The sequence below is a fragment of the Pedobacter sp. ASV28 genome (assembly GCF_016428855.1).
GTDB lineage: Bacteria > Bacteroidota > Bacteroidia > Sphingobacteriales > Sphingobacteriaceae > Pedobacter.
Genome location: NZ_JAELTN010000060.1, coordinates 1 through 23,562 on the forward strand (window position 1 = coordinate 1; position 23,562 = coordinate 23,562).

The 23,562-nt window shown below is 36.0% G+C and carries 27 protein-coding genes and 1 tRNA gene; 18 read left to right on the forward strand and 10 right to left on the reverse strand.

Annotated elements, in window-relative coordinates:
• The first annotated feature begins 218 nt into the window (after positions 1-218).
• From JHD79_RS18135 to JHD79_RS18145, 3 genes are all read left to right on the forward strand, one after another.
• A complete protein-coding gene (locus JHD79_RS18135; protein ID WP_199120740.1) occupies positions 219-806 on the forward strand; it encodes a hypothetical protein in 588 nt (195 codons plus the stop codon).
• A 120-nt stretch (positions 807-926) separates the two neighbouring features.
• A complete protein-coding gene (gene ppk1 / locus JHD79_RS18140; RefSeq protein ID WP_199120745.1) occupies positions 927-2,984 on the forward strand; it encodes a polyphosphate kinase 1 in 2,058 nt (685 codons plus the stop codon).
• A gap of 3 nt (positions 2,985-2,987) precedes the next feature.
• Positions 2,988-3,869 carry an exopolyphosphatase gene (locus JHD79_RS18145; RefSeq protein ID WP_199120747.1) on the forward strand — a complete coding sequence of 294 codons (882 nt, stop codon included), beginning with the start codon at positions 2,988-2,990 and terminating at the stop codon, positions 3,867-3,869.
• Positions 3,870-4,000: 131 nt separating this feature from the next.
• On the opposite strand, the gene JHD79_RS18150 is transcribed toward JHD79_RS18145, so the two are convergent.
• Together JHD79_RS18150 and JHD79_RS18155 are read right to left on the reverse strand one after the other, a co-directional pair.
• Positions 4,001-4,825 carry an alpha/beta fold hydrolase gene (locus JHD79_RS18150; RefSeq protein WP_199120748.1) on the reverse strand — a complete coding sequence of 275 codons (825 nt, stop codon included), beginning with the start codon at positions 4,823-4,825 and terminating at the stop codon, positions 4,001-4,003.
• 7 nt (positions 4,826-4,832) lie between these two features.
• Positions 4,833-5,636: a response regulator transcription factor gene (locus tag JHD79_RS18155; RefSeq protein ID WP_199120750.1), complete on the reverse strand. Its 804-nt coding sequence runs from the start codon at positions 5,634-5,636 to the stop codon at positions 4,833-4,835.
• Between the two features lie 231 nt (positions 5,637-5,867).
• Between JHD79_RS18155 and JHD79_RS18160 the strand changes: the two genes are divergently transcribed.
• Genes JHD79_RS18160 through JHD79_RS18175 form a run of 4 tightly spaced genes read left to right on the forward strand, consistent with a single transcriptional unit; the run spans position 5,868 to position 8,784 of the window.
• Complete coding sequence (locus tag JHD79_RS18160; RefSeq protein ID WP_199120752.1) at positions 5,868-7,232, forward strand: hypothetical protein; 1,365 nt, start codon at positions 5,868-5,870, stop codon at positions 7,230-7,232.
• Positions 7,233-7,289: 57 nt separating this feature from the next.
• Positions 7,290-7,670 carry a hypothetical protein gene (locus JHD79_RS18165; protein WP_199120753.1) on the forward strand — a complete coding sequence of 127 codons (381 nt, stop codon included), beginning with the start codon at positions 7,290-7,292 and terminating at the stop codon, positions 7,668-7,670.
• Between the two features lie 12 nt (positions 7,671-7,682).
• On the forward strand, positions 7,683-8,165 hold the full coding sequence (locus JHD79_RS18170; RefSeq protein ID WP_199120755.1) for a hypothetical protein: 483 nt from the start codon (positions 7,683-7,685) through the stop codon (positions 8,163-8,165).
• Positions 8,166-8,181: 16 nt separating this feature from the next.
• Entirely contained in the window at positions 8,182-8,784 is a 603-nt protein-coding gene (locus tag JHD79_RS18175) for a hypothetical protein (RefSeq protein ID WP_199120757.1), read from the forward strand.
• Between the two features lie 103 nt (positions 8,785-8,887).
• Here JHD79_RS18175 and pgl read toward each other — a convergent pair whose 3' ends face one another.
• The 7 genes from pgl to JHD79_RS18210 all read right to left on the reverse strand — a co-directional run bounded on the left by pgl (position 8,888) and on the right by JHD79_RS18210 (position 14,853).
• Positions 8,888-9,610, reverse strand: coding sequence for a 6-phosphogluconolactonase (pgl, locus tag JHD79_RS18180; protein WP_199120759.1), 723 nt, complete (start codon positions 9,608-9,610; stop codon positions 8,888-8,890).
• Between the two features lie 72 nt (positions 9,611-9,682).
• Entirely contained in the window at positions 9,683-11,191 is a 1,509-nt protein-coding gene (gene zwf / locus JHD79_RS18185) for a glucose-6-phosphate dehydrogenase (protein ID WP_199120760.1), read from the reverse strand.
• 13 nt (positions 11,192-11,204) lie between these two features.
• A complete protein-coding gene (gene gndA, locus JHD79_RS18190; RefSeq protein WP_199120761.1) occupies positions 11,205-12,629 on the reverse strand; it encodes an NADP-dependent phosphogluconate dehydrogenase in 1,425 nt (474 codons plus the stop codon).
• Between the two features lie 39 nt (positions 12,630-12,668).
• Positions 12,669-13,430 (reverse strand): ROK family protein, encoded by a 762-nt coding sequence (locus JHD79_RS18195; RefSeq protein WP_199120763.1) that lies wholly within the window; start codon positions 13,428-13,430, stop codon positions 12,669-12,671.
• Positions 13,431-13,511: 81 nt separating this feature from the next.
• Positions 13,512-13,826, reverse strand: coding sequence for a hypothetical protein (locus JHD79_RS18200; protein ID WP_199120764.1), 315 nt, complete (start codon positions 13,824-13,826; stop codon positions 13,512-13,514).
• 20 nt (positions 13,827-13,846) lie between these two features.
• Positions 13,847-14,296, reverse strand: a complete 450-nt coding sequence (locus tag JHD79_RS18205) for a hypothetical protein (protein WP_233164777.1) — start codon at positions 14,294-14,296, stop codon at positions 13,847-13,849.
• Positions 14,293-14,853, reverse strand: a complete 561-nt coding sequence (locus JHD79_RS18210) for a hypothetical protein (RefSeq protein ID WP_199120765.1) — start codon at positions 14,851-14,853, stop codon at positions 14,293-14,295. The genes JHD79_RS18205 and JHD79_RS18210 overlap by 4 nt, the downstream gene beginning before the upstream one ends.
• Positions 14,854-15,450: 597 nt before the next feature.
• On the opposite strand from JHD79_RS18210, the gene JHD79_RS18215 reads away from it, so the two are divergent.
• The 9 genes from JHD79_RS18215 (at position 15,451) to JHD79_RS18255 (ending at position 21,554) form a co-directional block, all read left to right on the forward strand.
• Entirely contained in the window at positions 15,451-15,930 is a 480-nt protein-coding gene (locus JHD79_RS18215) for a hypothetical protein (protein WP_199120766.1), read from the forward strand.
• Between the two features lie 61 nt (positions 15,931-15,991).
• Positions 15,992-16,576: a hypothetical protein gene (locus JHD79_RS18220; RefSeq protein ID WP_199120767.1), complete on the forward strand. Its 585-nt coding sequence runs from the start codon at positions 15,992-15,994 to the stop codon at positions 16,574-16,576.
• A 96-nt stretch (positions 16,577-16,672) separates the two neighbouring features.
• A complete protein-coding gene (locus JHD79_RS18225) occupies positions 16,673-16,876 on the forward strand; it encodes a hypothetical protein (RefSeq protein WP_199120768.1) in 204 nt (67 codons plus the stop codon).
• 214 nt (positions 16,877-17,090) lie between these two features.
• The gene (locus JHD79_RS18230; RefSeq protein ID WP_199120770.1) at positions 17,091-17,720 is read left to right on the forward strand and encodes a hypothetical protein; all 630 of its coding nucleotides are present in this window, start codon (positions 17,091-17,093) and stop codon (positions 17,718-17,720) included.
• A 216-nt stretch (positions 17,721-17,936) separates the two neighbouring features.
• Positions 17,937-18,410, forward strand: a complete 474-nt coding sequence (locus tag JHD79_RS18235) for a hypothetical protein (RefSeq protein WP_199120772.1) — start codon at positions 17,937-17,939, stop codon at positions 18,408-18,410.
• 23 nt (positions 18,411-18,433) lie between these two features.
• The gene (locus JHD79_RS18240; protein ID WP_199120773.1) at positions 18,434-18,643 is read left to right on the forward strand and encodes a polymorphic toxin type 23 domain-containing protein; all 210 of its coding nucleotides are present in this window, start codon (positions 18,434-18,436) and stop codon (positions 18,641-18,643) included.
• Complete coding sequence (locus JHD79_RS18245; RefSeq protein ID WP_199120775.1) at positions 18,637-19,164, forward strand: hypothetical protein; 528 nt, start codon at positions 18,637-18,639, stop codon at positions 19,162-19,164. The genes JHD79_RS18240 and JHD79_RS18245 overlap by 7 nt, the downstream gene beginning before the upstream one ends.
• A gap of 185 nt (positions 19,165-19,349) precedes the next feature.
• Complete coding sequence (locus JHD79_RS18250; RefSeq protein WP_199120776.1) at positions 19,350-20,018, forward strand: hypothetical protein; 669 nt, start codon at positions 19,350-19,352, stop codon at positions 20,016-20,018.
• Positions 20,019-20,852: 834 nt separating this feature from the next.
• Positions 20,853-21,554: a hypothetical protein gene (locus JHD79_RS18255; protein WP_199120778.1), complete on the forward strand. Its 702-nt coding sequence runs from the start codon at positions 20,853-20,855 to the stop codon at positions 21,552-21,554.
• 317 nt (positions 21,555-21,871) lie between these two features.
• Here JHD79_RS18255 and JHD79_RS18260 read toward each other — a convergent pair.
• Positions 21,872-21,959 (reverse strand) — tRNA-Ser (locus JHD79_RS18260).
• Between the two features lie 346 nt (positions 21,960-22,305).
• Between JHD79_RS18260 and JHD79_RS18265 the strand changes: the two genes are divergently transcribed.
• The gene (locus JHD79_RS18265) at positions 22,306-23,037 is read left to right on the forward strand and encodes an acyl-CoA desaturase (RefSeq protein WP_199120780.1); all 732 of its coding nucleotides are present in this window, start codon (positions 22,306-22,308) and stop codon (positions 23,035-23,037) included.
• A 160-nt stretch (positions 23,038-23,197) separates the two neighbouring features.
• On the forward strand, positions 23,198-23,524 hold the full coding sequence (locus JHD79_RS18270; protein WP_199120781.1) for a hypothetical protein: 327 nt from the start codon (positions 23,198-23,200) through the stop codon (positions 23,522-23,524).
• Positions 23,525-23,562 lie beyond the last annotated feature (38 nt).

Sequence of the window (23,562 nt, forward strand, 5' to 3'; positions counted from 1 at the left end):
TCGTCGGCAGCGTCAGATGTGTATAAGAGACAGGAATTAATACATTTATTTATACCATACAAAAAAACGTAAAAAAAAAGTTGAATGTAGCATTTTTAATGTAAAAAAATAATGGCGCTTGTTTATCAAAGATGCTGGTTGACCACATTAAAAAATAAACTACTTATTAGAAATAATTAACCTTCATAAAAAAAAGCAATAAATCAAAATTAGATATAATGAAAAACAATAAAACAAAAACACGAAAAAACAGCACTAAGAGGGTTGTAAAAAAGCAATTAGAACAAAGCTTAACAGAAAAATTTATGGCGGTAGTGAAAGACCTTGGCCATAATGCAGAATCCATTGGTGCCGATGTAGCAAAAGCAGGGAAGGCCGTAGCTAAAAAAATAGCAAAAAAATTGACCACTGTTAAAGAAGCCGTGGGCCATAAAATAGAGGATATTACGACTGGCAAAAAAGATAAAGCGAAAAAGAAAGTGAAAATTGCTAAGAAAGAAACGAATAAACTGGTGAAAAAAGTGGATAAAACGGTGAATAAAGCAGTAAAAAAAGCAGTAAGGAAAGCTAGTCCGACAGTGAGCAGTGTGAAGGTGGCGGCTTTGGAAACAGAAGAAAAAGTAGCCAATGCAGTTAAGGCTCCCGTTAAAAAGATAGCTGCTAAAGCTACAACAACTGTAGCTAAAGTAGCTGCAGAAGCTAAACCCATAGCTAAAAAGATTGTGGCTAAAGCTCCGGCAAAAAGCACGGTGGTCAAAACTACTGCTCCAAAAAGTAATATAGCCAAACCAAGCGTTAAAAAATAGCTTTATGTTAATTTACAAATGCGAATTAACATAGAATTAATAATAAGTTAACAATATATTTTTCAAATTTGAAAATCCCCATTTAATTAGAAATCATGGGGATTTTTTTAATTTTAATTAATGGCCAAGAAGAAGCTACCGTTTTTAAATAGGGAATTAAGCTGGTTGTATTTTAATGAACGGGTTCTACAAGAAGCCGCAGATGAAACTGTGCCCTTAATTGAACGGATCAAGTTCTTGTCCATTTTCTCGTCAAATCTCGACGAGTTTTACCGGGTTAGGGTAGCTACCTTGAACAGACTGGCCAACCTTAATGAAAAGGCAAAGGCACTGCTCGGTTTTAATCCGAAAAAAGTGCTGAACGAGATTAAGAATATTGTCGTTAAGCATGAACGTAGGTTCGAAAGCATTTTTCAGGCCACATTGATTACAGAACTGGCGCAGAACCGTATTTTCATATTAAACCATACCCAACTCAACGTAGCCAGGGGAGAATTCGTCCGTAATCATTTTAGAGACAAGATCCTTTCGAATTTGGTACCTATCATGATAGATGGAAACAAACCTTTTCCCGAATTAAAGGATAGGGCATTGTATTTTTTTGTACATCTTTCCAAAAAGGGGCAGGCGAAAAGTAATAAATATGCATTATTGGAATTGCCAGAAAGCATTTCACGTTTTTTGGTATTGCCCGAAACCAATGACCTCAAGTTTATCATCCTACTTGAAGACATCATCAAATATTGTTTAGACGATATTTTCTATGTGTTTAGCTACAATCAGATTGATGCTTATGCCATACAGTTGACCAGAGATGCAGAATTGGACATCGACAATAGCATTAGTGACAAGTTTATAGATGAGTTGCGCAAAAGCCTTGATAAACGTAAAAGAGGTAAACCTATGCGCTTACTCTATGATGGAGATATGTCTTTTGATATGTTGAGCTTTTTGGTAAATAAGCTAAAGGTAGGAATAGATGGCCTAATTCCAGGTAATAAATATCATCGTTTTGGTGATTTTATTGCTTTTCCAAATGTGGGATCCAAAGAGTTGGAGTATGCACCAAGCATTCCACTTAAAGTGAATGGTTTACATAGAACAGAAAGTATTTTCAAGAAAATGCTGGAGCGCGATTATGTGGTGCACTTGCCCTATCAATCTTACGATTATATTATTCTTTTTCTAAGGGAGGCAGCTATTGATCCTAAGGTAGAGGAAATTAACATTACGTTATATCGGTTGGCAGAAAATTCAAAAGTGATCAATGCCCTGATCAACGCAGCTAAAAATGGAAAAACCGTAAATTGTCTACTTGAACTTAAGGCTAGGTTTGATGAGCATGCCAATATCTATTGGACCAATAGGCTAATGGAAGAGGGGGTGAATGTCAATTACGGACTAACAGATTATAAGGTACACTCAAAAATTTGTTTGGTCAAAAGAAAAGATAAAGGCAAGGTTAGTTATTATGCTAATTTGGCTACAGGTAATTTTAACGAAAAAACAGCTCGTATTTATTGCGATCATAGTATTTTCACGACCAAAAAAGAAATTACTTCTGAATTGTTAAAACTATTCAATGCCCTAAATAAAAGAACAGTAGCTAAAGGATTTAAACATTTGATCGTGTCTCCAATAGATTCGAGAAACAGGATGTACGGATTGATAGAAAGAGAAATCAAGTTTGCAAACGCCGGAAAGCCAGCTTATATGATCTTAAAAGTAAACAGCCTTGCCGATGAAGGGATTGTGGAAAAACTATACGAAGCGAGTAACGCAGGCGTACAGATCAAGCTTATTGTAAGGGGGATTTGCTGTTTAGTGCCAGGAGTGGCAGGTTTTAGTGAAAATATAACGGTTATCAGTATTATAGATAAATTTTTGGAACATGCCAGGGTATTTATTTTTGGTAACAACGAGAAGGAGGAAATGTACCTTTCCTCTGCCGATTTGATGTCCAGGAATTTTGAGCATAGGGTAGAAGTGGGTTTTCCTGTACTTGATGCCGAAGTAAGGCAAGAAATTAGAGATATTATCGAATTCCAGCTTCAGGACAATGTAAAAGCCAGAAGCATAAACAAAGCAAACGATAATAAATACCGTAAAAACAGGTTGAATACTAAAGTAAGAGCTCAAGTACAAACCTATAACTATCTAAAAAATAAACATCAATAAATAATGTTAAGATACGCCGCTATAGATATTGGTTCAAATGCAGTTCGATTATTGATTGCAGACATTACGCAAAGTGATAAAGGCTATGGCTTTAAGAAGAATACTTTGGTAAGGGTTCCCTTGCGTCTTGGCGATGATGCTTTTCTTGATCAGGAATTATCTGCCAAGAAAATTGATGAACTGGTAAAGACCATGAGTGCTTTTAGAAACTTGATGGATGTTTATAATGTATCTAAATACCTGGCCTGTGCCACCTCGGCCATGCGTGAAGCAAAGAATGGAAAAGAGGTAATCAACCAAATCAAACAAATTGCAGATATCGATCTAGAAATTATAGAAGGCCATCGTGAGGCCAGTATCATTTACTCTAATCATATTGAGGAAAATCTAGATGTTAAAAAAAGTTACCTCTATATTGATGTAGGTGGAGGAAGTACCGAACTATCGGTATTTGTAAACAAGCAGCCCATTGCTTCAAAATCTTTCAATATTGGTACCATCAGGATTTTAGATAACCAGGATAAGGATGAGACATGGAATGAATTAAAGGACTGGATCAAGGTAAATACCAAAGAACTTAAGAATATAGCGGGTATTGGTACCGGCGGAAATATCAATAAACTCTTTCGGATGAGTGGAGAGAAAGATGATATGCCATTATCATTGCTGAAGCTTAAAAGCATGTATAATGAACTAAATAGTTATTCTTTAAAAGAGCGTATTACCATTCTAAAACTAAACCAGGATAGGGCCGACGTAATTGTTCCGGCCTGCGAAATTTACCTCACGGTAATGAAATGGGCAGGTATTAAACAAATCTATGTACCGAAGGTAGGTATGGTCGATGGGATCATCAACCTCTTGATTGAAGAGAATTTACAATAATTTTTAGCTCCGTCCATAGGCCATTTTCAAAAAAATATTACTTTGTCATTTAACTCTTCTTTCAGATAAATCATTAAATGATGATTATGTTGTGGAGTGCGAGTATCAAATTAACATTGATATGGCTTTAATTATTCAACTAAAATATCGTCGGTAAATTGAAGTAATAATTGGATGAATACCTCAGGCTGGTCTAAATGAATAAGATGGCCGGCTTTTTTTACCACGTGAATTTTATTTTGCCATTGATGAAGGTCTGTAGTTAAAAATGCATCAGGTCTTGAAATCTTTTCATCTTCCCCATAAAGCATAGCTACTTTTTTTTCGGTTCTCTTTATATTTCCAAGCTCATCGTTCCATTGCTTATTACCGATACTGCTTGCAAGACGTTCCCTAAATTTAGGATCGGTCTGTAAATAGTACTTTTTAAGCTGGTTTAACAGAGATTGGTCACTGCTATTCACCAAATGGCTCATATAGGCGTCAATATGTGCATCTTCTGGCTGGGCCTCTAACAGGACCCCTGCATATTTGAACGGTAGTAAAATATGCTCGGGCTCAATAGCACCACCCACAAGTGTAGGGCCTATCAAGAAAAAACCTTTGCAGTCTTTTAGCAAATGAGCAGTTTCTCCAATGATATTGGTTCCAAGAGAAGCGGCAACGATAATATAATTTTTAACCTCAAGTGCATTGATTACTTCCAATATAGAAGACGATAGGCTTTCTAGTTGATAGTCCTGTTGAGGGTTTAAACAATGGGCAGATTTTCCGTGCCCTGGGGTATCAATGCAAATCAGGTCATAGCTTTTTAATTGATCGTTATTTACAATTTCACTCCATATTTCAGAGCAGGCAGAACTGGGATGTACAAAAATAATAGACTTGCTGCTGTTTTTATTTTTTCTGGCATAAGCTATTTCTGTATGGGTAGTCCTTAAAAAATGATAAATCATAAAAATATTAGATTAGCTGACTTTTAAAAGCAAATGCTATTAATTCAGCTACATTTTTTGTGTTTGTTTTTTTGAGCATGTTTTTTCGATGATTGGCTACGGTATTTTCTGTAATTTTCAATTTATCGGCTATTTGCTTACTGCTAAAGCCTTCAGACATATAAGCTAATATCCTACGCTCATGTAGCGATAGCAATTTATCTTCCTCATAAGGGAAAAAGTGACTTTCCTCTATCATTTCTTTATTAAGCCCTCCATTCATCACATCAACTTTCTCAATGGAGTGGTACATTACACTATCCTTTTTAAACATGGAAATATCCAATACCATCCCCAAGCTATACAGAGGTAATCCTGTTTTTTTTGAGGTAATATAACAACCGCGCTGATAAATAGGTACGTATTTCCCATTTTGGTGCCTTACCCTAAAGTTATAGGAGAAGATAAATTTGTGGTGTTCTGCTTGGGGCTGTGTTTTTAAAAAGTTGAGGTTCCGGTTGAAAATATTTTCATTATATATCCTAAAATCATCTTTTTGATAGATATCCATTAGCAGGGGTAATCCACTTTCTAAAAAAAAACGGGGATCATGACCTGTGATCAATTGCGCACCTCCAGTCATGGTAATATATTCAGATCTGGTATAGTCTATAGCAAAAAGAAGCGGGGCAGAATAATTGAATATAATATTCAATCTGGCAAATTCAGATAATACTTTTTTAATCTCATGCTCTTCAATAAGATCATGGGCGTAATAAACCTGCTGCAAATGATTTTTAAAAGTAAAATCATTAAAACGTTTGATCTGCATAATGTAAATGAACCGTTATATTCAAATATAACGAAATCGTAAGCAGATATGCAATAGCCATTTATGGCTATTGTACTGAAGTATCAAAGCCAATAATTTAGATTAAAAAATTAGACATTACAAGTAGGCCATATCAATACCGCTATCATGATTTTCGAAAAGTCACATATTGGAATATTTACGAGAAAGTTCTTTACCGTCCAATTTGTTATATCCCTAATCCTTTTAATCATGCTGGGTGTTAATGCCCTTGCTCAAACCAATGCCTATCAAAAAAAAGAAGCATGTAGAGCAAGTATTAACCAAAAATATAAATCTATGGAAGAAAAGGTTCATGGAAAATATTATTACACCAAGCCTTATAAAGGAGTTGCATTAGCACATCAATGTTGGTCGGGTAATGATATATGCATAAAGCATAATAGTAGAATCTGTTGTACCTGTGAAGAGCTTTCGAGAAAAGAATATGAATATATAGAAAGACAAAGAGGGGGAGCTTTACAAAAATGTGAGGAACAGTATGAAATTGAAAGTAAAAAAGAGCAAGAAAAAATTGAAGATGAAGAGAAGTTAAAATTGGAAAGGGAGAAAGTCGAAAGAGAAGAAAAGCTAAGGCTAGGGCAGGAAAAAGAGGGAAAAGAAAGACAAGAAAAACAGACCAAGGATAAGGAAAGAAAAGATGGGAAAACCGATAAGCCCTCGAGTAAAAATGATGAATACAGAAATTCAAGGGCTTATGTAGAAGCAGAGCATGCTAAATATGTACAAGGAAGAAGGGTAAATAGTGAAAAACAATCAAAAGAAGCCGCCGATAGCAATAGGGAATATATGACCTCTATATTGTCCGACCCTGACTTTATGGATGGCTCTTCCTTTGTAAACGCTCATTACGGACTAAACATGAGCATGTCGGTGCTATCTTTTTATAGTATTCCCATGTATGAAAATATAGAAATGTTCAACCGAAGTACAAACAATTTCAGCAACCAGTCTACTACAGGAAATGCGAGCACTATTTATGGGCCTTTCATCAATGCAGAACTTCATCTTCTAAATAACAAATACATAGACGTACAGGGAACTGGAGGCTATTATAGGGCTTGGTCTAAGTTGGGAGGACTTATAGATAGAGATGATACTTTTGAAGAGTTTTCTTATGGAGGTGAGCTTGCTATAGGTATGGATAACATCAAAGTTCTTGGAGGCTATAGCCAAGGAACACGCAATCTCACAACCAGTTCCTTTACTTATTTAGATTTAGCCAATACAGATATGTCTACCTACGGTTCTGCATCTTATAGTTTTAAAAGACTAACTGCTGGTATTATATTTCATTTCGATACTGAATCTAAATATGATAAGCCTAGGGAAAGGTTTGTTAAGCTATCTATTTTAAGTGAAAAGCCCTCATATAGCGAAGATAGATTTATGGGGATAGCGATAAAAGCCAGGGGTTGGTTGGATATTGGTCTTGAATATTTTTCAAAATATCCAACATCGGGTACTCCTATTTATGCTGTTACCGATAATAAAGAAAAGGCTATGTGGGGTATATCGATAGCCAAAACCATGACCTTTTTTAATGGACGATATTAGCCTAAGGAAGCCAAAATTGCATGTTAACCAACTAAGCATATTTAAAACTTAATAATTATGAAAAAGATATTATTTCTATTGGCCGTTCTTGTTATCATAGCGGCGAAAAGCTATTCACAGTCATCTTGTTTTGCTTATATGGCAGATCGTTCTCAGAAAATACTGTTTATAAGTGAAGTGTTTGATGCTGAAGATTTTAGTGGAAACCAAAAAGATTATGATGGTGTAAAATGGAGCATAAAAGAGGCCCTAAAGAAAAATTGCAAAGACCTATATGGTAGCCAATCTTATGCTTGCAAATTTGAAATTGTAACAAAAGATGCAGATGGACATTTACTTACAAATCATTATGATGCCAATCTAGAACGGAAAAAAATCATGTCTAAGTTTGCTGATATAGAATATAAGAACTATCAATTCAAGGTAAAACCACAATAGCAATTTTTAATCATGAAAAATAAAATCATGAAAAGGCTACTTTTTATGCTCATTCTTTTATTGAATGGTATTATTTTGAATGCACAAACAAAGCCCTCAAAACAAGAAACGATTGATTGGATAACGGCTAAAATAAGAGAAAATCCGAGAATAGAAGACCTTCGCCATCCTGGAGTTTATTATACTTATTCAATAACAGATAATGATCAAATTAGGTGCTCATTAATATCACAACGTAAGGTATCATTCACAAGTACACTTACATTTTCCTTTAATGATATATGTTCTGCTTCATTTCATGAAAATTCCAAAGCTATTAATGTGACTTTTAAAAACCTTATTAAGTCGAAAAGTGATGATGGAACAACAGATGAAGAAGATAGCTGGACGTTTTTCATAAATCCAAATGCTGCACCTAACATGCCAGAAAGGATGCTTAAGGCATTTAAAACATTGGCGGAATACAATTGCCCGAAAGTAAAAGAAGTTTATTAAACCAAACCCATACATCATGAAAAAAAGTTTCGGATTAATGCTAATATTTACCTGTATTTTTTCTTTTATCAATATAAAGAATACAAGAGCTCAAACCGATGGGAAAGATGGTTGGCTGAAAGATATTTTGGTAAACTATACAACAGAAGAGCAGAATAAGATGGTCGGTTTAATGCAAACAAATAAGGATGTAGTACAAAAATATTTGGAAGCATATATGCAATTATCTAGTAAAGTAAGTTTATATGGGGGAGGGCTTAATAAGTATTTATATCGATTGCCCAATGATGATCGAACTGAAATAGGACTATGCCAAGGATGGCATGGGAATTTTTTTTACATGAAAAAGAAATCAGATATCAGTTCAACAGAATATATCAAGATTTGGGAGATTGGAAGTGCTAAAATTATTAAAGAAGAAGGTTCGCAATATATATTGATCTATCCCCGACAAAATAAATCATTTGAAAAAAGAACTTGGGTAGCAAATACTGATGGTACCAGATATGGCGTAGTTAATGTTATAAGATTTTATGTAGACTGGACACAAGAAGAGGGATTGATTAATACTTTTAATGATAGCTTTAATGCCATCAGCAGATTGAACAATCTTTTGTAAGCAATGTTTTTGTCTATCCTTATGGCAAATGGTTTAAAATTTGCCATGGGTTTAGTACAGTCTTACGAAGTTTTAAAAACTTCGTAAGACGACTCATCTCATCTTAGTAATCTATTTTAGCCGCAGCCGCTTCATCTACAAACCATTGTAGTTCTCCGTTTGCCGGATTAATTAGTTGTGATGGATAACTGGCAAAGTCTTTTTCTTCTCCCAAAACTTTAATTAGGGCATTTGCCTTATTTTCGCCAAAAGCAATAAAAGCCACATTTTTTGCCTGATTGATCAAAGGAGCAGTTAAACTCACCCTGTAAGTGGCTAATTTTTCTACAAAAACACTCGCTACGGTAGCTTCGTTGTTTTTTACCAGATCAGTATGCGGAAAAATAGATGCAGTATGGGCATCGTCGCCCATACCTAATAAGATCAGGTCAAAAATAATGGCCTGTCCATCAAAGTGATGGTCTAATTTAGTTTTATAATCAACTGCAGCAGCAGTTGGAGACAAATTGGTATCTACGTAGAATATATGATCTGCTGGTGTTTGCAGATGATCGAAAAAGTTTTCTTTGGCCATTAAACCATTATAATCTTTTTCAAATGGTAAAACGGTTCTTTCGTCGCCGAAAAAGAAATAAACCTTGCTCCAGTCAATCTGATCTGCATAGGTGGTAGACAATTGTCTATAAAGTTCCTTAGGAGAATTTCCACCGGTAAGCACAAAATCAAAACGGCCTTTTGTAGCTATGGCTTGTTGGGCAATGGCAATTACATATTTCGCCAATTGTTCGTTTAACTCCGTTTGATTTTTAAATATATTCAGTTTCATGTTATTAAGTGTGGTAAGGGCGAAAAATTGGAAAGTTATAACATTTCAACTTTCCAATTATCACAATATTTTTTAGTCTTTAATGGGTAGGGTAAACCAGTGATAGCCATCTTTGGCTATTAGGGCTTCAGCCTCTTCTGGACCCCAGCTATCTGCTGCATAATTAGGGAAACTTAATGATTTTTTATTTTCCCAACTGTGTATAATTGGCATGACCAGTTCCCATGCCGCCTCTACCTGATCGCCCCGCATGAATAGGGTCTGATCACCCGTCATGGCATCTAATAATAGCGTTTCGTAAGCTTCAGGAGAATCATTTTCATAAGTGCCTTTGTAATTGAATACCATATCTACAGGATTAAGTACCATATCCAATCCTGGTCTTTTTGATTGTACCTGTAATCTGATACTCATTTCAGGCTGGATACTGATGATCAGACGATTTTGTTGCCAGGTTTCGGCCACATTGCTAGAGAAAATGTGGTGTGGCACGTCCTTGAACTGTATGGTAATGATAGAAGAAGTCTGGTTCAAGCGTTTGCCAGTACGCAGGTAGAACGGAATACCTTGCCAACGCCAGTTATCAATAAAGAATTTTACTGCCGCAAAGGTCTCGGTATTTGAATGAGAATCTACCCCATGTTCAGCCCTGTAACTAGGCACCTCCTTGCCTTCAACCCAGCCTTTGCTGTATTGGCCACGAACAGCATTATTACTAATTTCTTCTGGCTTAAATGGCCTTACTGCCCTCAATACCTCAACTTTTCTATCTCTAATCTCATCGGCATTAAAAGAGATGGGAGCTTCCATACCCACCAAACAAAGTAATTGCAACAGGTGGTTTTGTATCATATCCCTTAACGCACCCGCTCCTTCGTAATAGCCTCCTCTATCACCAACACCCAGTTGCTCGGTCACAGAGATCTGGATGTGCTCGATATAGTTTCTGTTCCATAAAGGTTCAAATAGAGAATTGGCAAAACGGAAAGCCATCATATTCTGCACGGTTTCCTTGCCCAGGTAATGATCAATTCTATAGATCTGCTTTTCATTAAATATACCGCTTAGCAATAGATTTAATTCCTTTGCCGTTTCTAAATCGTGTCCGAATGGTTTTTCTATTACAATTCTACAATTATCTTCGTTGCCGGTTAACTTATATTTATGCAGGCACTCTGCAATAAGCGGAAATAAATTGGGTGCTACAGCAAGATAGAATATGACCTGTGTTTTTTCTCCAAAATCATCTTGATATTTTTCTATTACACCCTTTAGATTCTCGAAAGTTTGCTGCGACTTAATGTCTACCGAACAATAATGGATATTCTGGCTAAAAATATCCCATTTTTCCTTTTTTGCCTTTCCATTTCTGGAAAACTCATTTACACTATATAATAGTTCTTTCTGATATTTTTCATCACTAAATGTAGTTCTGCCCGTTCCAATAATGGCAAATTTACTTGGCATATAGCCTTCGGTAAATAGATTATATAATGCCGGAGCAAGCTTACGTTTGTTCAAGTCGCCCGTACCTCCAAAAATAACAAATATAGTGGGGTTAAGTTTACTAGCTTTTTTCATTTTTTAAAGATCATTAGGCTTTATTTGTACTCCAATCTACATGAAAGACTCCTTCGCTATCTATACGTTCGAAAGTATGTGCTCCAAAATAATCTCTTTGTGCCTGAGTTAAATTGGAAGGCATTCTACCTGTTTTCAACGTATCGAAATAAGTAAGGGAGGCCGCAAAGGAAGGAATAGCAATCCCAGCCTGTAATGCTTTTGATATTACATTTCTTGTACCCGCTAAGCCTTTTTTTAATTTAGCCTGAATGGCTTCATCCTGATATAGATGCTGTAATTCAGGATTTTGGGTATAGGCTTGGTAGATATCTTGTAAAAACTCGGCCCTAATAATACAGCCACCTCTCCATATTTTGGCAATTTCTGCCATATTTAATTCGTATCCAAATTCATCAGAAGCCCTCCAAAGCAAATGCATGCCCTGTGCATAAGCTGAAACCATAGCAAAATAGAAAGCTTCTTCAAGATCCTTCACAAAATCTGCCTGAGCATCTATTGCTGCAGATTTTCCAAAAGAGTTTTCCAGCTCTAGCCGTAAAGCCTTAAACTTGGAGAGGTTTCTTGCGGCAACGGCTGCGTCGATGGTAGATAAAGGAATTTCCACATCCATTGCAATTTGTGAAGTCCATTTACCCGTACCTTTAGATTTGGCTTCGTCTTTGATTTCATCTACCAATAAATTACCTGTTTTTACATCCTTAAATAAGAACACCTCTTTGGTAATTTCCATTAAGAATGATTTCAAACGACCATTATTCCATTGCTCAAAAACTTGCTGAATTTGACCATTGTCATAACCCAGTCCATTCTTTAAGATTTCATAGGTTTCTGCCAATAATTGCATGATGGCATACTCAATACCATTATGGGTCATTTTCACGAAATGGCCTGCGGCACCTGGACCAATATAGGCCACACATGGTTCACCGTTTACCTTGGCTGATACCGCTTCCAACATGTCTTTTACTACAGCATAGGCCTCTTTATCGCCACCTGGCATTAAACTGGGCCCAAAGCGGGCGCCTTCTTCACCACCAGAAATACCCATGCCAAAGAAATGAAGACCTTTAGCCTTCAAAGCTATCGCTCTTCTTGTCGTGTCAGCGTAATAAGAATTACCACTATCAATAATGATATCTCCTTTGCTTAAAAGAGGAGTAACCTCTTCAATAACATCATCTACAATTTTTCCGGCAGGTACCAATAGGATAATGGTTTTTGGCGATTGCAGGCTATCTATAAAGTCCTCGATCTTGGCAAAGCCCTTTAATTGGTGCGACTTACCTTCTTCTTCTAAAAGCTGTAGCATCTTTTCGCTCTTATCGTGGCCTGTTACCGAGAAACCGTGATCAGCCATATTGAACAATAAATTCCTGCCCATGGTACCTAAACCAATCATGCCGAAATTATAGGTGTTTTTGTTATCGTTACTCATTGATATTGTATTTTTACAAACTTAGGTTAAAAAAATCTTTTAAGCTTTTGTTTTGGGGAAATTTGTGCAGACCAAGAACTTTTCTTTGGCTTTCCAGAGCTTGGCACCTCCTTTAATTCCATCTTGGTTGGACACTATTCTAATGTTATGGTCCAGTTTAAAATCTATATTGGCCGAATTGCCGCCTCCAATGTAAAGGGTATCATAGTTAAAAACAGTCTTATATATTTCTATTACATATTTTAAACGCTTGTTCCATTCCGCTTTACCTACTTTTTCCAATCCTTTCTTTCCTATGAAATCATCATAGTCATCTGCTTTATTGATGGGCAGGTGTGCCAATTCAAAATGTGGCAAAAGATCGCCATCAAATAAAAGGGCCGTTCCGAAACCAGTACCCAGTGTGAAGACAATTTCGAGGCCTTTACCTTTTACAATACCCAAACCCTGTAGGTCGGCATCATTAATCAGTCTTACCGGTTTGCCAAAGATATGGCTAATACGATCTGCCAAATCAATATTCGTCCACTGATTTTCAGCTAAATTGGGAGCAGTTTGTACCACTCCATTTCTTACATAGCCTGGAAAACCGACCGAGATCTTCTCAAATAAACGAAGATCTTGACAGAGGTCTTTTATGGTATCAATAATGTCGCTTGGACGGGCATTTTTCGGTGTTGGTTTAGACACATAATCGGTCACTATTTTACCATTCGAATTTAAGATACAAGCTTTAACATTGGTGCCACCAATATCTATGGTCAAGATATTTCCTTTTGAAAACTGATTTTTTACGGACATTATTAAACTTAAAATAGATAAACTCAAATATAGAACACATAAATGGCTAAAAAGTTAACCAAGTATCAAATTTTATGGCGATTAAGCAAAAGTAAAGTTTACCAATTTTGGCTTTTTATTGATCATGGTGGCTATGCGTTCACCCGTATGAATATTATTAAAGTAGAGTGGATCCTTTTCCTTGATGTGTTTTTTTATGGTGCAGTATATATGAAGGCATTTAATCCAGTTTAAAGCAGTAGGCTCATCTTTCCAGAGTTTTAGGGGTAGGGATACAATATTGGCATGTATGGCAATGATTTCCTTATCCAATAGTTCTTTTACGGTAGCTAATATTTTGGCAGTCAGCTGGGCCTGAGGAGTACCTATAACCGTTTTTTTGTTAGCATAAAACATTAGGCTAAAGATACAAAGAATTAGTTTTTATTTCTTCCAAAAAGTAGCTTTCTCAACTGTAAAATCCCATTGGTTCGCTGATGCTTTTTAGGGCTAATGAAAGGTAAGCTTAATACAGATAATAAGGAAATACCTGCAGAAGCGCCTAAAGCCCCTCCGTAACCGTTAAAGAAGGTGCTGGCGTTAAGATAGATAACGGCAAATACTACAGCTGAAATGAACAAGCTGAAATAACTGCTGATCATCTTTTTAGAAACCATACCTATAAATGATCCGCCAATGAATACCACCGGAATATTTTTTGTAAGGTGCTCATTTAACAGGGATGGAAACAAATAGAAAAAAGTAGCAACAGCCAAAGAAAGCATAGCCGATGATCGTACGGGGCCTTGTTTCAGTTGGTGGTTTACATAAAATGTTAAAATTGAACCCACTATAGCGATAATGACCAGCAATAGATTTTCTATCATCTTTTAAACAGTAAAAAGAATATAAATGAGGTAATGGTTACAGCTGTAAAAGCGATGGTGCCCAATTTTCCGCCTAGCCCATTGAACAAACTTTTTGAAGTGATGAGCAATACTCCCGCAAAAACTGAAGCCGCTAGTACAAAATAAATGGATGGCGCAATGTTGACATTTGACATACCGATAAAGGCCCCACAATATAAAGTAGCTGGAAGTTGTTTAAGGTAAGCAGATTTCTTGTTCAGATGAGGTACAAAAGAGGCCATTGTTCCTACCAGACCCGCCGCCATTACCGGGCCTAAATGATAATAGTTGTTTAAAAGATAACAGGTTACCGCGCCTACAGGTATCCAAAGTACAATAAGAATATGTTCATATAAATTAGTCCTATGGTGAATAGGCGCCTTTATATAAGAAACTAAGAGTAGGATACATAAACAGAAAATGATTATTGGGGTATAGATGTTCTGCAGCTTCTCTATAAATATGGCCAAAAGAAATAGCAACTGAATAAAGAGAGTCAGTATGATGGTTAATATTCTAACTTTTTTCTTGGCCATTAATGAAATGTAGACTAAACAAAACAAGCCCTTTAATTGCTTAAGGGCTTGTTTTGTTTTTTGGCGGAGAGCGAGGGATTCGAACTATGTTCAATAAGGCGTGTTTAAGCCTTTTATCATGATGTGCCAATATGCCACAACAATGAAAAGCTTACCTTTCTCAACCAATATACCTTATACGAGCTCCTGCACGAAACGGCTTGATTTTAATGAACGTCATCATCCGAAATGATGATATGCCTCAAAAATAAGGAATATTCCGAAATAAATAATGTTTACTACTGTCTTTTTCAAGATATAGCAAGTTTCTATTTTTAAATCTTCTATTGGTAAATACCGTAAACGATGTAACGATAATGCTGCCCCTGGATAGGCCCCATAGGGAAATAGGAGAGGATATACTATTCAGCATCCATTACAATGGGCAACATTTACATTTCGATGTAGTATAGGATTACGCTATTTCTGCTGTTAGCGGGCAGGATATCAGGTAAACCAGACCATTACAGGCCTGAAAAAACGTTTCGGTGCCGTAGGATTTGACCAAGGCACATAATTTATTTCTTATATTTAAATAATATGGCAATTAAAATGAAAATGATCACACTTTTTATCTGTACTCTTTTATGTCATAATCTTTTTGCGCAGACCAAGAAAGAGCAGATTGCTTCCCTTATAACGGAAAGGGATACAGCCGATATGGCCAACCTGGTAAGGGGCAGGATGAAGAAGAATGCCTATTTCAAGGTAAAGACGACAACCATTTACTACCTGTTCAACTTCGGGTACGAAAAGAAGATGGTAAAGCAGGACTTTCTGGACGGCTCCTTTATCGGCGACCTTAAAGCTGAGCATTGGAAAACAAGGAAAGGTACATTCATTAGGACACATGTACTAATAAAGGATAGCCGTCAGGGCGTGGTGGCCTATAGAGACAATCTGCTCCTGACGGCACCTCCCGCAGATGGCTCCTACCGGGTGCCGATTAGTGCCGATTATAAATTATTCGCAGAGCTGTTGGAAACCAGTAAGATGGATTTTACATATATGGATCCTCAATATCAACTTACCGTTTAAAAGGACGAAGAAACAGTAGGTTAGCATAATTTAAAATCATTCATTATGGGGGAAATAAAAAATGAGGATTAGTTACATTTTTATATTTTTTTTATTTGCTGGCTGTATAACAAGGCAGAGCAAAGACCGGTTCAGAAACACTTCTTTCTGTTTTGCACCAGATAGGTCTAACGTGGTTAAATCAGTAAATATCAATGGGTATTATCAATTTGAATACACTTATGAATATGATACTAGGAATACAACCAAAGGAGAATGGGAACATAAGGTAAGCAGATACAATTTACAGGTAGTGTTCTATCCTGATGGTTTGTTTTTTGGTGAAAGCCTTGATATTAAGAAGGGATTGGGTGTTTGGGGGAGCTATTATGTACAAAAAGACACGATCTATGTTCAGTATCTAAACCCACCTGGCAGTTTGACAGACGGTTTAACGAACGAATATTATAAGATTGTTGACGAAAACATGTTGGAGTTCTTAAAAATAGGTTCACGATCCAAAGAAGCTGCACAAATCTCTCAGGGCAAATTTATTTCCTTTGGGCCATTGCCAGACCCCAATAAAAGTTGGCTCAAGAACAAGTCGTGGTTTTGGTGTAATAGGGAGGAGTTTAAGAAGTGGAAAGCAGGGCAAAAAGAGAATTAGTAGTTATTACTATCTATGATCAAGGACATGAAGATAAATGTAGGCAAGATGTTAGCGATCCAATGATGGATAAAGGGTTTTTCAACACAGTCGGAAATGGAAACTTTTAGGTCGTATTTCCGCGACGGTTATATTCTATTCACAAAAAGTATTAACCATAACTATGATGTGCTTAACGGTAAAGACGAGTGTTCTATAAGTTATTCGATAGTAAAAATAGAAGAGAAAATATTGAAAATTATGAATGCCGACAGAGCAGAAAGTATTCTTAAAGAAAAATTTGCAGGTATAAAATTGTAAATGCAAGAATAGGAGGATGGCCAGACCTATTCAAGTCCTTTATGGTTGGCCTATAATTTTGGTACGCACATTGAAAGGTTTGGCTACAGCCATCCAGCAGTTCAGGACAGGACACAGAAGTTTACACATCGTAATGGTTTTCTTGGTTTTTTGCCATTTGGACATGAGAATTTTTATAACAGATATGACTATTTTAAAAAAGGGCCATATATCTATGGCGGTTACAACAATCCATTTTCGTTATGGGGGAAATAGAAAAATGAGGAATGTTTTTATTTTTGTGCTTGTTCTATTTTCTAGTTGTATAACAAGGCAGAGCAAAGACCGGTTCAGAAACACTTCTTTCTGTTTTGCACCAACTAGGACTGCTACTGTTAAAGCTTTTAGTAGCAATGGTTATTACCAGTTTGAACAAGTTCTCGATTATCGTATTGGGAATACGGTTAAGGGAGAATGGGAGCCTAAAACAAGTAGGTTTAAAGTAAACATGGTATTCTATCCAGATGGTATTTTCCTTTTTTCTTATGATGTTAAAAATGGATTTGGATTTTGGGGAAGTTATTATGTACAAAAAGACACGATCTATGTTCAGTATCTAAATCCTCCTGGCAGCATGTCCAATGGATTAACACAAAAAAAATATAAAATAATTGATTATAATACATTGGAATTATTAGACAATAGGGACAAGTCAGATTTACCAGAAGGAGATAAAATGGCCAAATTTATAGCGTATGATGCATTACCTGATCCCAGTAAAAGTTGGCTCAAGAACAAGTCGTGGTTTTGGTGTAATAGGGAGGAGTTTAAGAAGTGGAAAGCAGGGCAAAAAGAGAATTATTAGTTATTATTACTATGATCAAGGATATGAAAATGTGGCCAAAATATAAGCCATAAAAGTTAGACCGGGCTGGTTCGTCATGTATGAAACAGTGTTGTACGCATAAGTATAAAAGATTTATAGGAGGAATTATAAGGTGAAGTTTTACAACTTTTGACAGTGCTTTAGTAACAGAATTAAAAACCGTTATTTTTATTAGTCAACATAAATTAATTATAGATGAACATTAAAAAAATATTAAGCATAGGTCTTTTATTTGCTTCAATAGTCCTTTGTGGTTGCCCGAAGAAATTGGGAAGACTTTCTTTATACATCCAAAATAATTCTAATCATCATATTAAGCCTGTACTAAATGGATATTATCAAACAGGACCTTTTTATCCAGACACATCACTCTCAAACAAGAAGCCAGAAGGGGTTAATATACCTCCAGATATTAAAGAAGCATTTGAGGAAGCTAGAGGATCCTATAGCAGCCTCTATAACGATCTATCAAGTGACACTATATCCTTTGTGATATATGATACTGATACGCTTGCTAAATATTCATGGGAAATAATAAGGCAACAGTATAATATATTGCAACGCTACGATTTAAGCCTGCAGGATTTACAAAAATTAAATTATACATCGTATTACCCTGCCACACCCGCAATGAAGGATATGAAGATGTGGCCAAAATATAAACCATAAAAGTTAGACCGGGCTGGTTCGTCATGTATGAAACAGGTCCATCTTATCGAGTTGGAGCGCTAATATTAGGGATAAAAAACTATAGATTTGGTGCCAATAGTGAGCATGTCCGACATGCGGTACAAGATAGGGTTATTCACGGAATGATCGGCAATGCCGGATTTAGGAATATGTTGTGGAATTGGAGAGGTTTTAGTCAATTTAGAAGTCGTAATATGTTTTCATCATGGTAAAAAATATAGTATATATAAGTATAGCAGTATTTTTAATGGGCTGTTTTTCATATAAGACTGAGAATAATGCAATTAGGATACCTGTATCTAGGTTTTCCATCAAACCTAATACAAATGAGCTGGCCTATCAATTAATAGATACTTCCGCAATTTATTTTAATACAAGAATAAATGGTCAGGAAACAATAAAAGATAGTAGTGGAAATGATATCTTGCTAAGAGAAAAAAATAATGCAATCAAGTTTTATAAAGATGGTAGGATTGGAATGTTTGAACAAGTCGATTTAGAAAATATCAAATCCTTGGTTCCCACAAGAGGGCGCATGGGTATTTACAATTTAAGCAATAAAGGCTTTCTTGTTGAATTTGTTTATCATTCGCCGCAAGCAGGTATATTCCGTGGCAAAGACACTATTAGAGTAAAGGGAGATACAATTTTTCGATTTGATAAGAAGTATGAATATGAGTATATAAAGTTGAGATTATCAAAAAAGAACTTGATTTTTACACCAGATTGGTAGCTGTTAAACCCAATATTCAATTTCTGATAATTTTGTAGCGGCTTTAAATCAATTTTGGAACTGGGGAGGTTTTAGTCATTACAGAAGCTGTAATATATTTTCATCATGATAAGAAATTCAATATTTTTAGTTAGCCTAATTTTTATCACCAAATTTTTTGGATTTAAAGTTATACCGAACTTACCATGAGAAAAACCTATCACTGTATCATTTGTCTTTATTCGTTACTATATGTATCCTGTTCAAATGATAAAATCAGCTATAACGAAAATGAATTAGGCATTGAAACCCATGTTTCATCATGCAAAGATAGCTTGCAATATGATTACTTTCCTATAGATGGTATCACAACATCAACGCGAAAGCCAATTGCAAAACTCTGTAATACCGATACCATTTTAAATGCGCTTTGGCAAAACCATCATGTTTATGATGTCTATTACAATGGCAGTATTTTAAATTCAGCTGGTTATAACATTAGAATGATCACATTTGTTAGTGGCTTTGACCCCAAATTTCCGGATGAATTATCATACCTCATTGTTAACCATTTTCGGGATAGAAACAAAATATACATCATTCCATGTGGTGTTTCGGAAGCCGATGCTGCTATCCGTATTGTATCTTCATTTAGGGATGATAAACTCATTATTTTTAAGACAAATACGCCGGATTATGATACCGGTGCAAAAACCACATTGCATAGTTATAGCTTGGTCGATTTTTCAAAGGATGGAAAACTAACAACCTTGAACGAAAGACAGGCCGATAGTACACTGAAAATAAATAGCAATATCAAAGCCGCATATGATAAACTGCTTTCATACAGGTATAAAAATGGTCCATCCCTTTAAGGGTTTTGTAGGATAACGACTGTCAAATGGTTATGCTTCTCATAAAAAGTCATCGGGAAATTGGGGAAATTAGCGGGAAATGTAAGTACTGTCACATCGGTTACAGTCTCAGGTCTTGAATACTATAATGGTGACATCTCTGGTTTAGAATTAACTTTCGATGTAGGTTAGACATTAACCAGCTGGAAAGATAAGATTGGTAGGTAATCGGTTTAACAGTGCCAAGGAATTCATTAATCTTTAATCCAATTAATGAAGGGATTGATAAAAGGATAAAAAATTATAGTCTGACAGGGTTTGATATATTTGATAATTTGGGTTCACTAGTCGAAAAAATGGTTTATATAGATATTTTTGTGTTATTTAAATTGTCGATAAGCTATTTATGTAGAAGTTATTATGAATAGAATTTATATAGTAGTATGCACATATGTGCTCATCGCTATTTGCGGGTATTATTTTAATGCACCCTTATTATTGTTACTTTACCAGGTAGCCCTTTTGTTTTGCGTGCGGCTCATTACACCATTAAGCGTAAATTCGCCTCAAAATGTATTGAGGCTACTGCTCCTTTTTTTTAATATTGGTCTCATTGATAAGTATAATAAGATATTTTTGCAAGGCTTTAAATTGTCACCGAGTACATATCTGGCGTGTAGGATAATTACCGGTCTATTCATCTTGGGAATTTTATTTATGGTTTCAAGGAAGCGGGCTTACCCATAAACGGGGCCAAAGCTATATTTTGGAAGCAAGGCGATGAATAATGAAAATATTAATTCTCTTTGTTGGAGTAAACGAGATAGGTAAGGGGCAGTTGATAAATTAAAAATTATGAAAAAGATTGTATACATTTTATTAATCATTGTTGCAACATTTGCAATCATATGTTTTAGCATTTTCTATTTATTTAAACGCAGTGCCCTAAAACAGCTGGAAGAAAAAAACAGTGCCATAGAATTAATTTGGACATCATTATACCAAAAAAGTACCAAGAGGTTGTTAGATTTAGATAGTCTCTCTGTTGTTAACGGCATAAACTGTAAGGTAGATTCTCTGGTCATAGCTATCCTTAACAATAAGAAGGAAAGAAATATTAAGGATGTAGAAGCTTTGTGGTTACTTGAATACAATACAAATAAACAATACCTAAAAGTAGAACCTTGCTATGCAGAAAAGGCTACCTTAAAGGAAAGACTGAAAAGTCTTCAAGATAATGCTGTTGAATTAAATGAAATTGTCGAACAGTATAATACATACGTAAGTGAGTTTAATCTTAACTATTCAACATTTCCCAATTTTATTTTTGCAAAAAAGGCTGGATTTAAAAGGAAAAAAAAATTCGACCTAAAATTTGGTATGGATAACGAAGCCACATATATAGAAAAGAAGAAAATAGAGAAGTGGATTGAAACTGGCGAGCTGACAGGTTTGCCCTTACCTTGCGGTTCTGATGTTACGAAAGAAGAAAATGTCATTCTTAAGGCAAGCACTTGTAAAACTAAAGTTAGAATAACGATGTCGGTAATTTCTTAAAAGGGCAAAAACGGAATGTATAGTATTGAAATGCATTAAAATCTCGACTTGCAGAAAACTGCGCCTGCATTTTCATGTTTTTCTTTGCTGCTTTCAGTACAAACCCTACAGTTTCATGCCATTTTTATGCCTGTTCCAAACCTATAGGCCAGAGGGCTATTGCTTTGCGTTGCCTATGTACCTGGAGGCTTCGAACTTTATGTGTTCAAAGCCCTTAAATCACGCTTTCCCTTTTCTAAAAATCGGAAATGCCACGAATGCGCCACAATAATTCTTTAGATACAAAAAGTGCCATCAATTAGATGGCACTTTTTGTTTGGCGGAGAGCGAGGGATTCGAACCCCCGGACCTATTACAGTCAACAGTTTTCAAGACTGCCGCATTCGACCACTCTGCCAGCTCTCCGCCGCAAAAGTACAAATTCTAGGCAATTTTGCAAACTTTGATAAAAAAAATGTCAGTTGACCTATTCCCTTCATGGAATATGGTTATCTTTAAAGATTATATTATGCTGATGACGTAACAAATGTTATCATTCTGTGTTATATAGTTATATCTTCTATAAAGAGTATCTGCATTTAGTTAGGGCAGCAGGGATGTTGCCGATTTTTGAAACGCATTTTTTTTAAATTCATTTTGCGTTTACGCTCGGGCAGTTCAGGTCATTAAGGAATATTAAAGCCTTTCCCTACTTCTTATCGATTTTATACACATGATTAAATAATGAATGTGTATCACCTTATTTTTTATTATGATTATTCTGATTTTCTTTATAGCACACTGGTTCCTATCGTTATTTTTTCAAACATTTTTCCAGCATCGCTATGCTGCCCACCGTATGTTTACCACCAGTAAGAGCTGGGAACGTATATTTTATGTAATGGCTTATGTGTTTGAAGGAGCTTCTTTTTTAAATCCGCGGGCCTATGCGCTCATGCACCGGGAACACCATGCCTATAGCGATACAGAAAAGGACCCGCATTCACCACACTTCTTTACCGATATTTTTCAGATGATGGCCGCTACCATAAAAACATTTCGTGACCATGTGAAGCGTACCAAAGATCCAGAGGCTAGGTTTTCGGGACATTATCCAGAATGGCCGTTTATAGATCGAATAGGATCTTCCATCTTATCGAGGTTACTTTTTGCAGCAGCTTACACGGTCTTTTATATTTTCTTTGCCGAACATTGGTGGATGTTTCTCTTACTGCCCATACATTTTATGATGGGACCAATACATGGTGCAATAGTCAACTGGTGCGGCCATAAATATGGCTACCGTAATTTTGAAAACAAAGACAAATCGAAGAATACCACGCCATTTGATTTTTTAATGCTCGGCGAGCTCTTCCAGAATAACCACCATCAACATCCAAATAGCGCTAATTTCGGAAATAAATGGTTTGAGATCGATCCAGTATACCCCGTAATGAAGTTACTGCATTGGATGAGGATCATTAAATTAAGAAGGGTCTATTAAATAAATAATTAAAAAAGGAAATTATGAAAGGTAAAAACACAAGCAGAGACACTAAGAAGGCTCCTGATCAGAATGGAAAAAAATCTATCTCGGCCTACCAGGCTGGAAAAACCTTCGTATCCAAAATTGAAATTATACCCGTTGTTAAAAAAAAGAAATCATGATCAATAAGAAAACAGCACCACAACAAGCCAAAGTTTATGTATATGAATTGGGCAACTGTGCCAAAGAGTTTGGTTTTAAGGCCGACGAAGGTTGGGAACTCAGTGCAGCTTCAGACGCAGAGAAAATGGCCATTGAAAAGCGTTATCATCCGGTGATATCAGTAAAAGTGCTTCCTGAAATCCTATCCGAATTTTTCGACCTGGTAAACGATACCCTAATGCAGTTAAAATCGGGCATCACAAATACTATAAATCCCGGAAGCTTACTTGTACGCGAATCGCAATACTTGGTTGCCTATAATCCAAAAAGGCTGATACGATAACATTTATGGAATAACTTCCAGATAACTGGTCAATCTTT

Coding starts and splice junctions, on each gene's coding strand:
- JHD79_RS18200 (WP_199120764.1), bottom strand. CDS start 13,826: ATGTTTTATGCTAACAAAAAAACGGTTATAGGTACTCCTCAGGCCCAG.
- JHD79_RS18225 (WP_199120768.1), top strand. CDS start 16,673: ATGGAAACTTTTAGGTCGTATTTCCGCGACGGTTATATTCTATTCACA.
- JHD79_RS18220 (WP_199120767.1), top strand. CDS start 15,992: ATGAGGATTAGTTACATTTTTATATTTTTTTTATTTGCTGGCTGTATA.
- JHD79_RS18265 (WP_199120780.1), top strand. CDS start 22,306: ATGATTATTCTGATTTTCTTTATAGCACACTGGTTCCTATCGTTATTT.
- JHD79_RS18145 (WP_199120747.1), top strand. CDS start 2,988: ATGTTAAGATACGCCGCTATAGATATTGGTTCAAATGCAGTTCGATTA.
- JHD79_RS18165 (WP_199120753.1), top strand. CDS start 7,290: ATGAAAAAGATATTATTTCTATTGGCCGTTCTTGTTATCATAGCGGCG.
- JHD79_RS18170 (WP_199120755.1), top strand. CDS start 7,683: ATGAAAAATAAAATCATGAAAAGGCTACTTTTTATGCTCATTCTTTTA.
- JHD79_RS18155 (WP_199120750.1), bottom strand. CDS start 5,636: ATGCAGATCAAACGTTTTAATGATTTTACTTTTAAAAATCATTTGCAG.
- JHD79_RS18160 (WP_199120752.1), top strand. CDS start 5,868: ATGCTGGGTGTTAATGCCCTTGCTCAAACCAATGCCTATCAAAAAAAA.
- JHD79_RS18210 (WP_199120765.1), bottom strand. CDS start 14,853: ATGGCCAAGAAAAAAGTTAGAATATTAACCATCATACTGACTCTCTTT.
- JHD79_RS18230 (WP_199120770.1), top strand. CDS start 17,091: ATGGCGGTTACAACAATCCATTTTCGTTATGGGGGAAATAGAAAAATG.
- JHD79_RS18150 (WP_199120748.1), bottom strand. CDS start 4,825: ATGATTTATCATTTTTTAAGGACTACCCATACAGAAATAGCTTATGCC.
- JHD79_RS18250 (WP_199120776.1), top strand. CDS start 19,350: ATGAGAAAAACCTATCACTGTATCATTTGTCTTTATTCGTTACTATAT.
- JHD79_RS18245 (WP_199120775.1), top strand. CDS start 18,637: ATGGTAAAAAATATAGTATATATAAGTATAGCAGTATTTTTAATGGGC.
- JHD79_RS18215 (WP_199120766.1), top strand. CDS start 15,451: ATGATCACACTTTTTATCTGTACTCTTTTATGTCATAATCTTTTTGCG.
- JHD79_RS18135 (WP_199120740.1), top strand. CDS start 219: ATGAAAAACAATAAAACAAAAACACGAAAAAACAGCACTAAGAGGGTT.
- JHD79_RS18175 (WP_199120757.1), top strand. CDS start 8,182: ATGAAAAAAAGTTTCGGATTAATGCTAATATTTACCTGTATTTTTTCT.
- JHD79_RS18240 (WP_199120773.1), top strand. CDS start 18,434: ATGTATGAAACAGGTCCATCTTATCGAGTTGGAGCGCTAATATTAGGG.
- JHD79_RS18195 (WP_199120763.1), bottom strand. CDS start 13,430: ATGTCCGTAAAAAATCAGTTTTCAAAAGGAAATATCTTGACCATAGAT.
- pgl (WP_199120759.1), bottom strand. CDS start 9,610: ATGAAACTGAATATATTTAAAAATCAAACGGAGTTAAACGAACAATTG.
- gndA (WP_199120761.1), bottom strand. CDS start 12,629: ATGAGTAACGATAACAAAAACACCTATAATTTCGGCATGATTGGTTTA.
- JHD79_RS18270 (WP_199120781.1), top strand. CDS start 23,198: ATGATCAATAAGAAAACAGCACCACAACAAGCCAAAGTTTATGTATAT.
- JHD79_RS18205 (WP_233164777.1), bottom strand. CDS start 14,296: ATGATAGAAAATCTATTGCTGGTCATTATCGCTATAGTGGGTTCAATT.
- JHD79_RS18235 (WP_199120772.1), top strand. CDS start 17,937: ATGAACATTAAAAAAATATTAAGCATAGGTCTTTTATTTGCTTCAATA.
- zwf (WP_199120760.1), bottom strand. CDS start 11,191: ATGAAAAAAGCTAGTAAACTTAACCCCACTATATTTGTTATTTTTGGA.
- JHD79_RS18255 (WP_199120778.1), top strand. CDS start 20,853: ATGAAAAAGATTGTATACATTTTATTAATCATTGTTGCAACATTTGCA.
- ppk1 (WP_199120745.1), top strand. CDS start 927: ATGGCCAAGAAGAAGCTACCGTTTTTAAATAGGGAATTAAGCTGGTTG.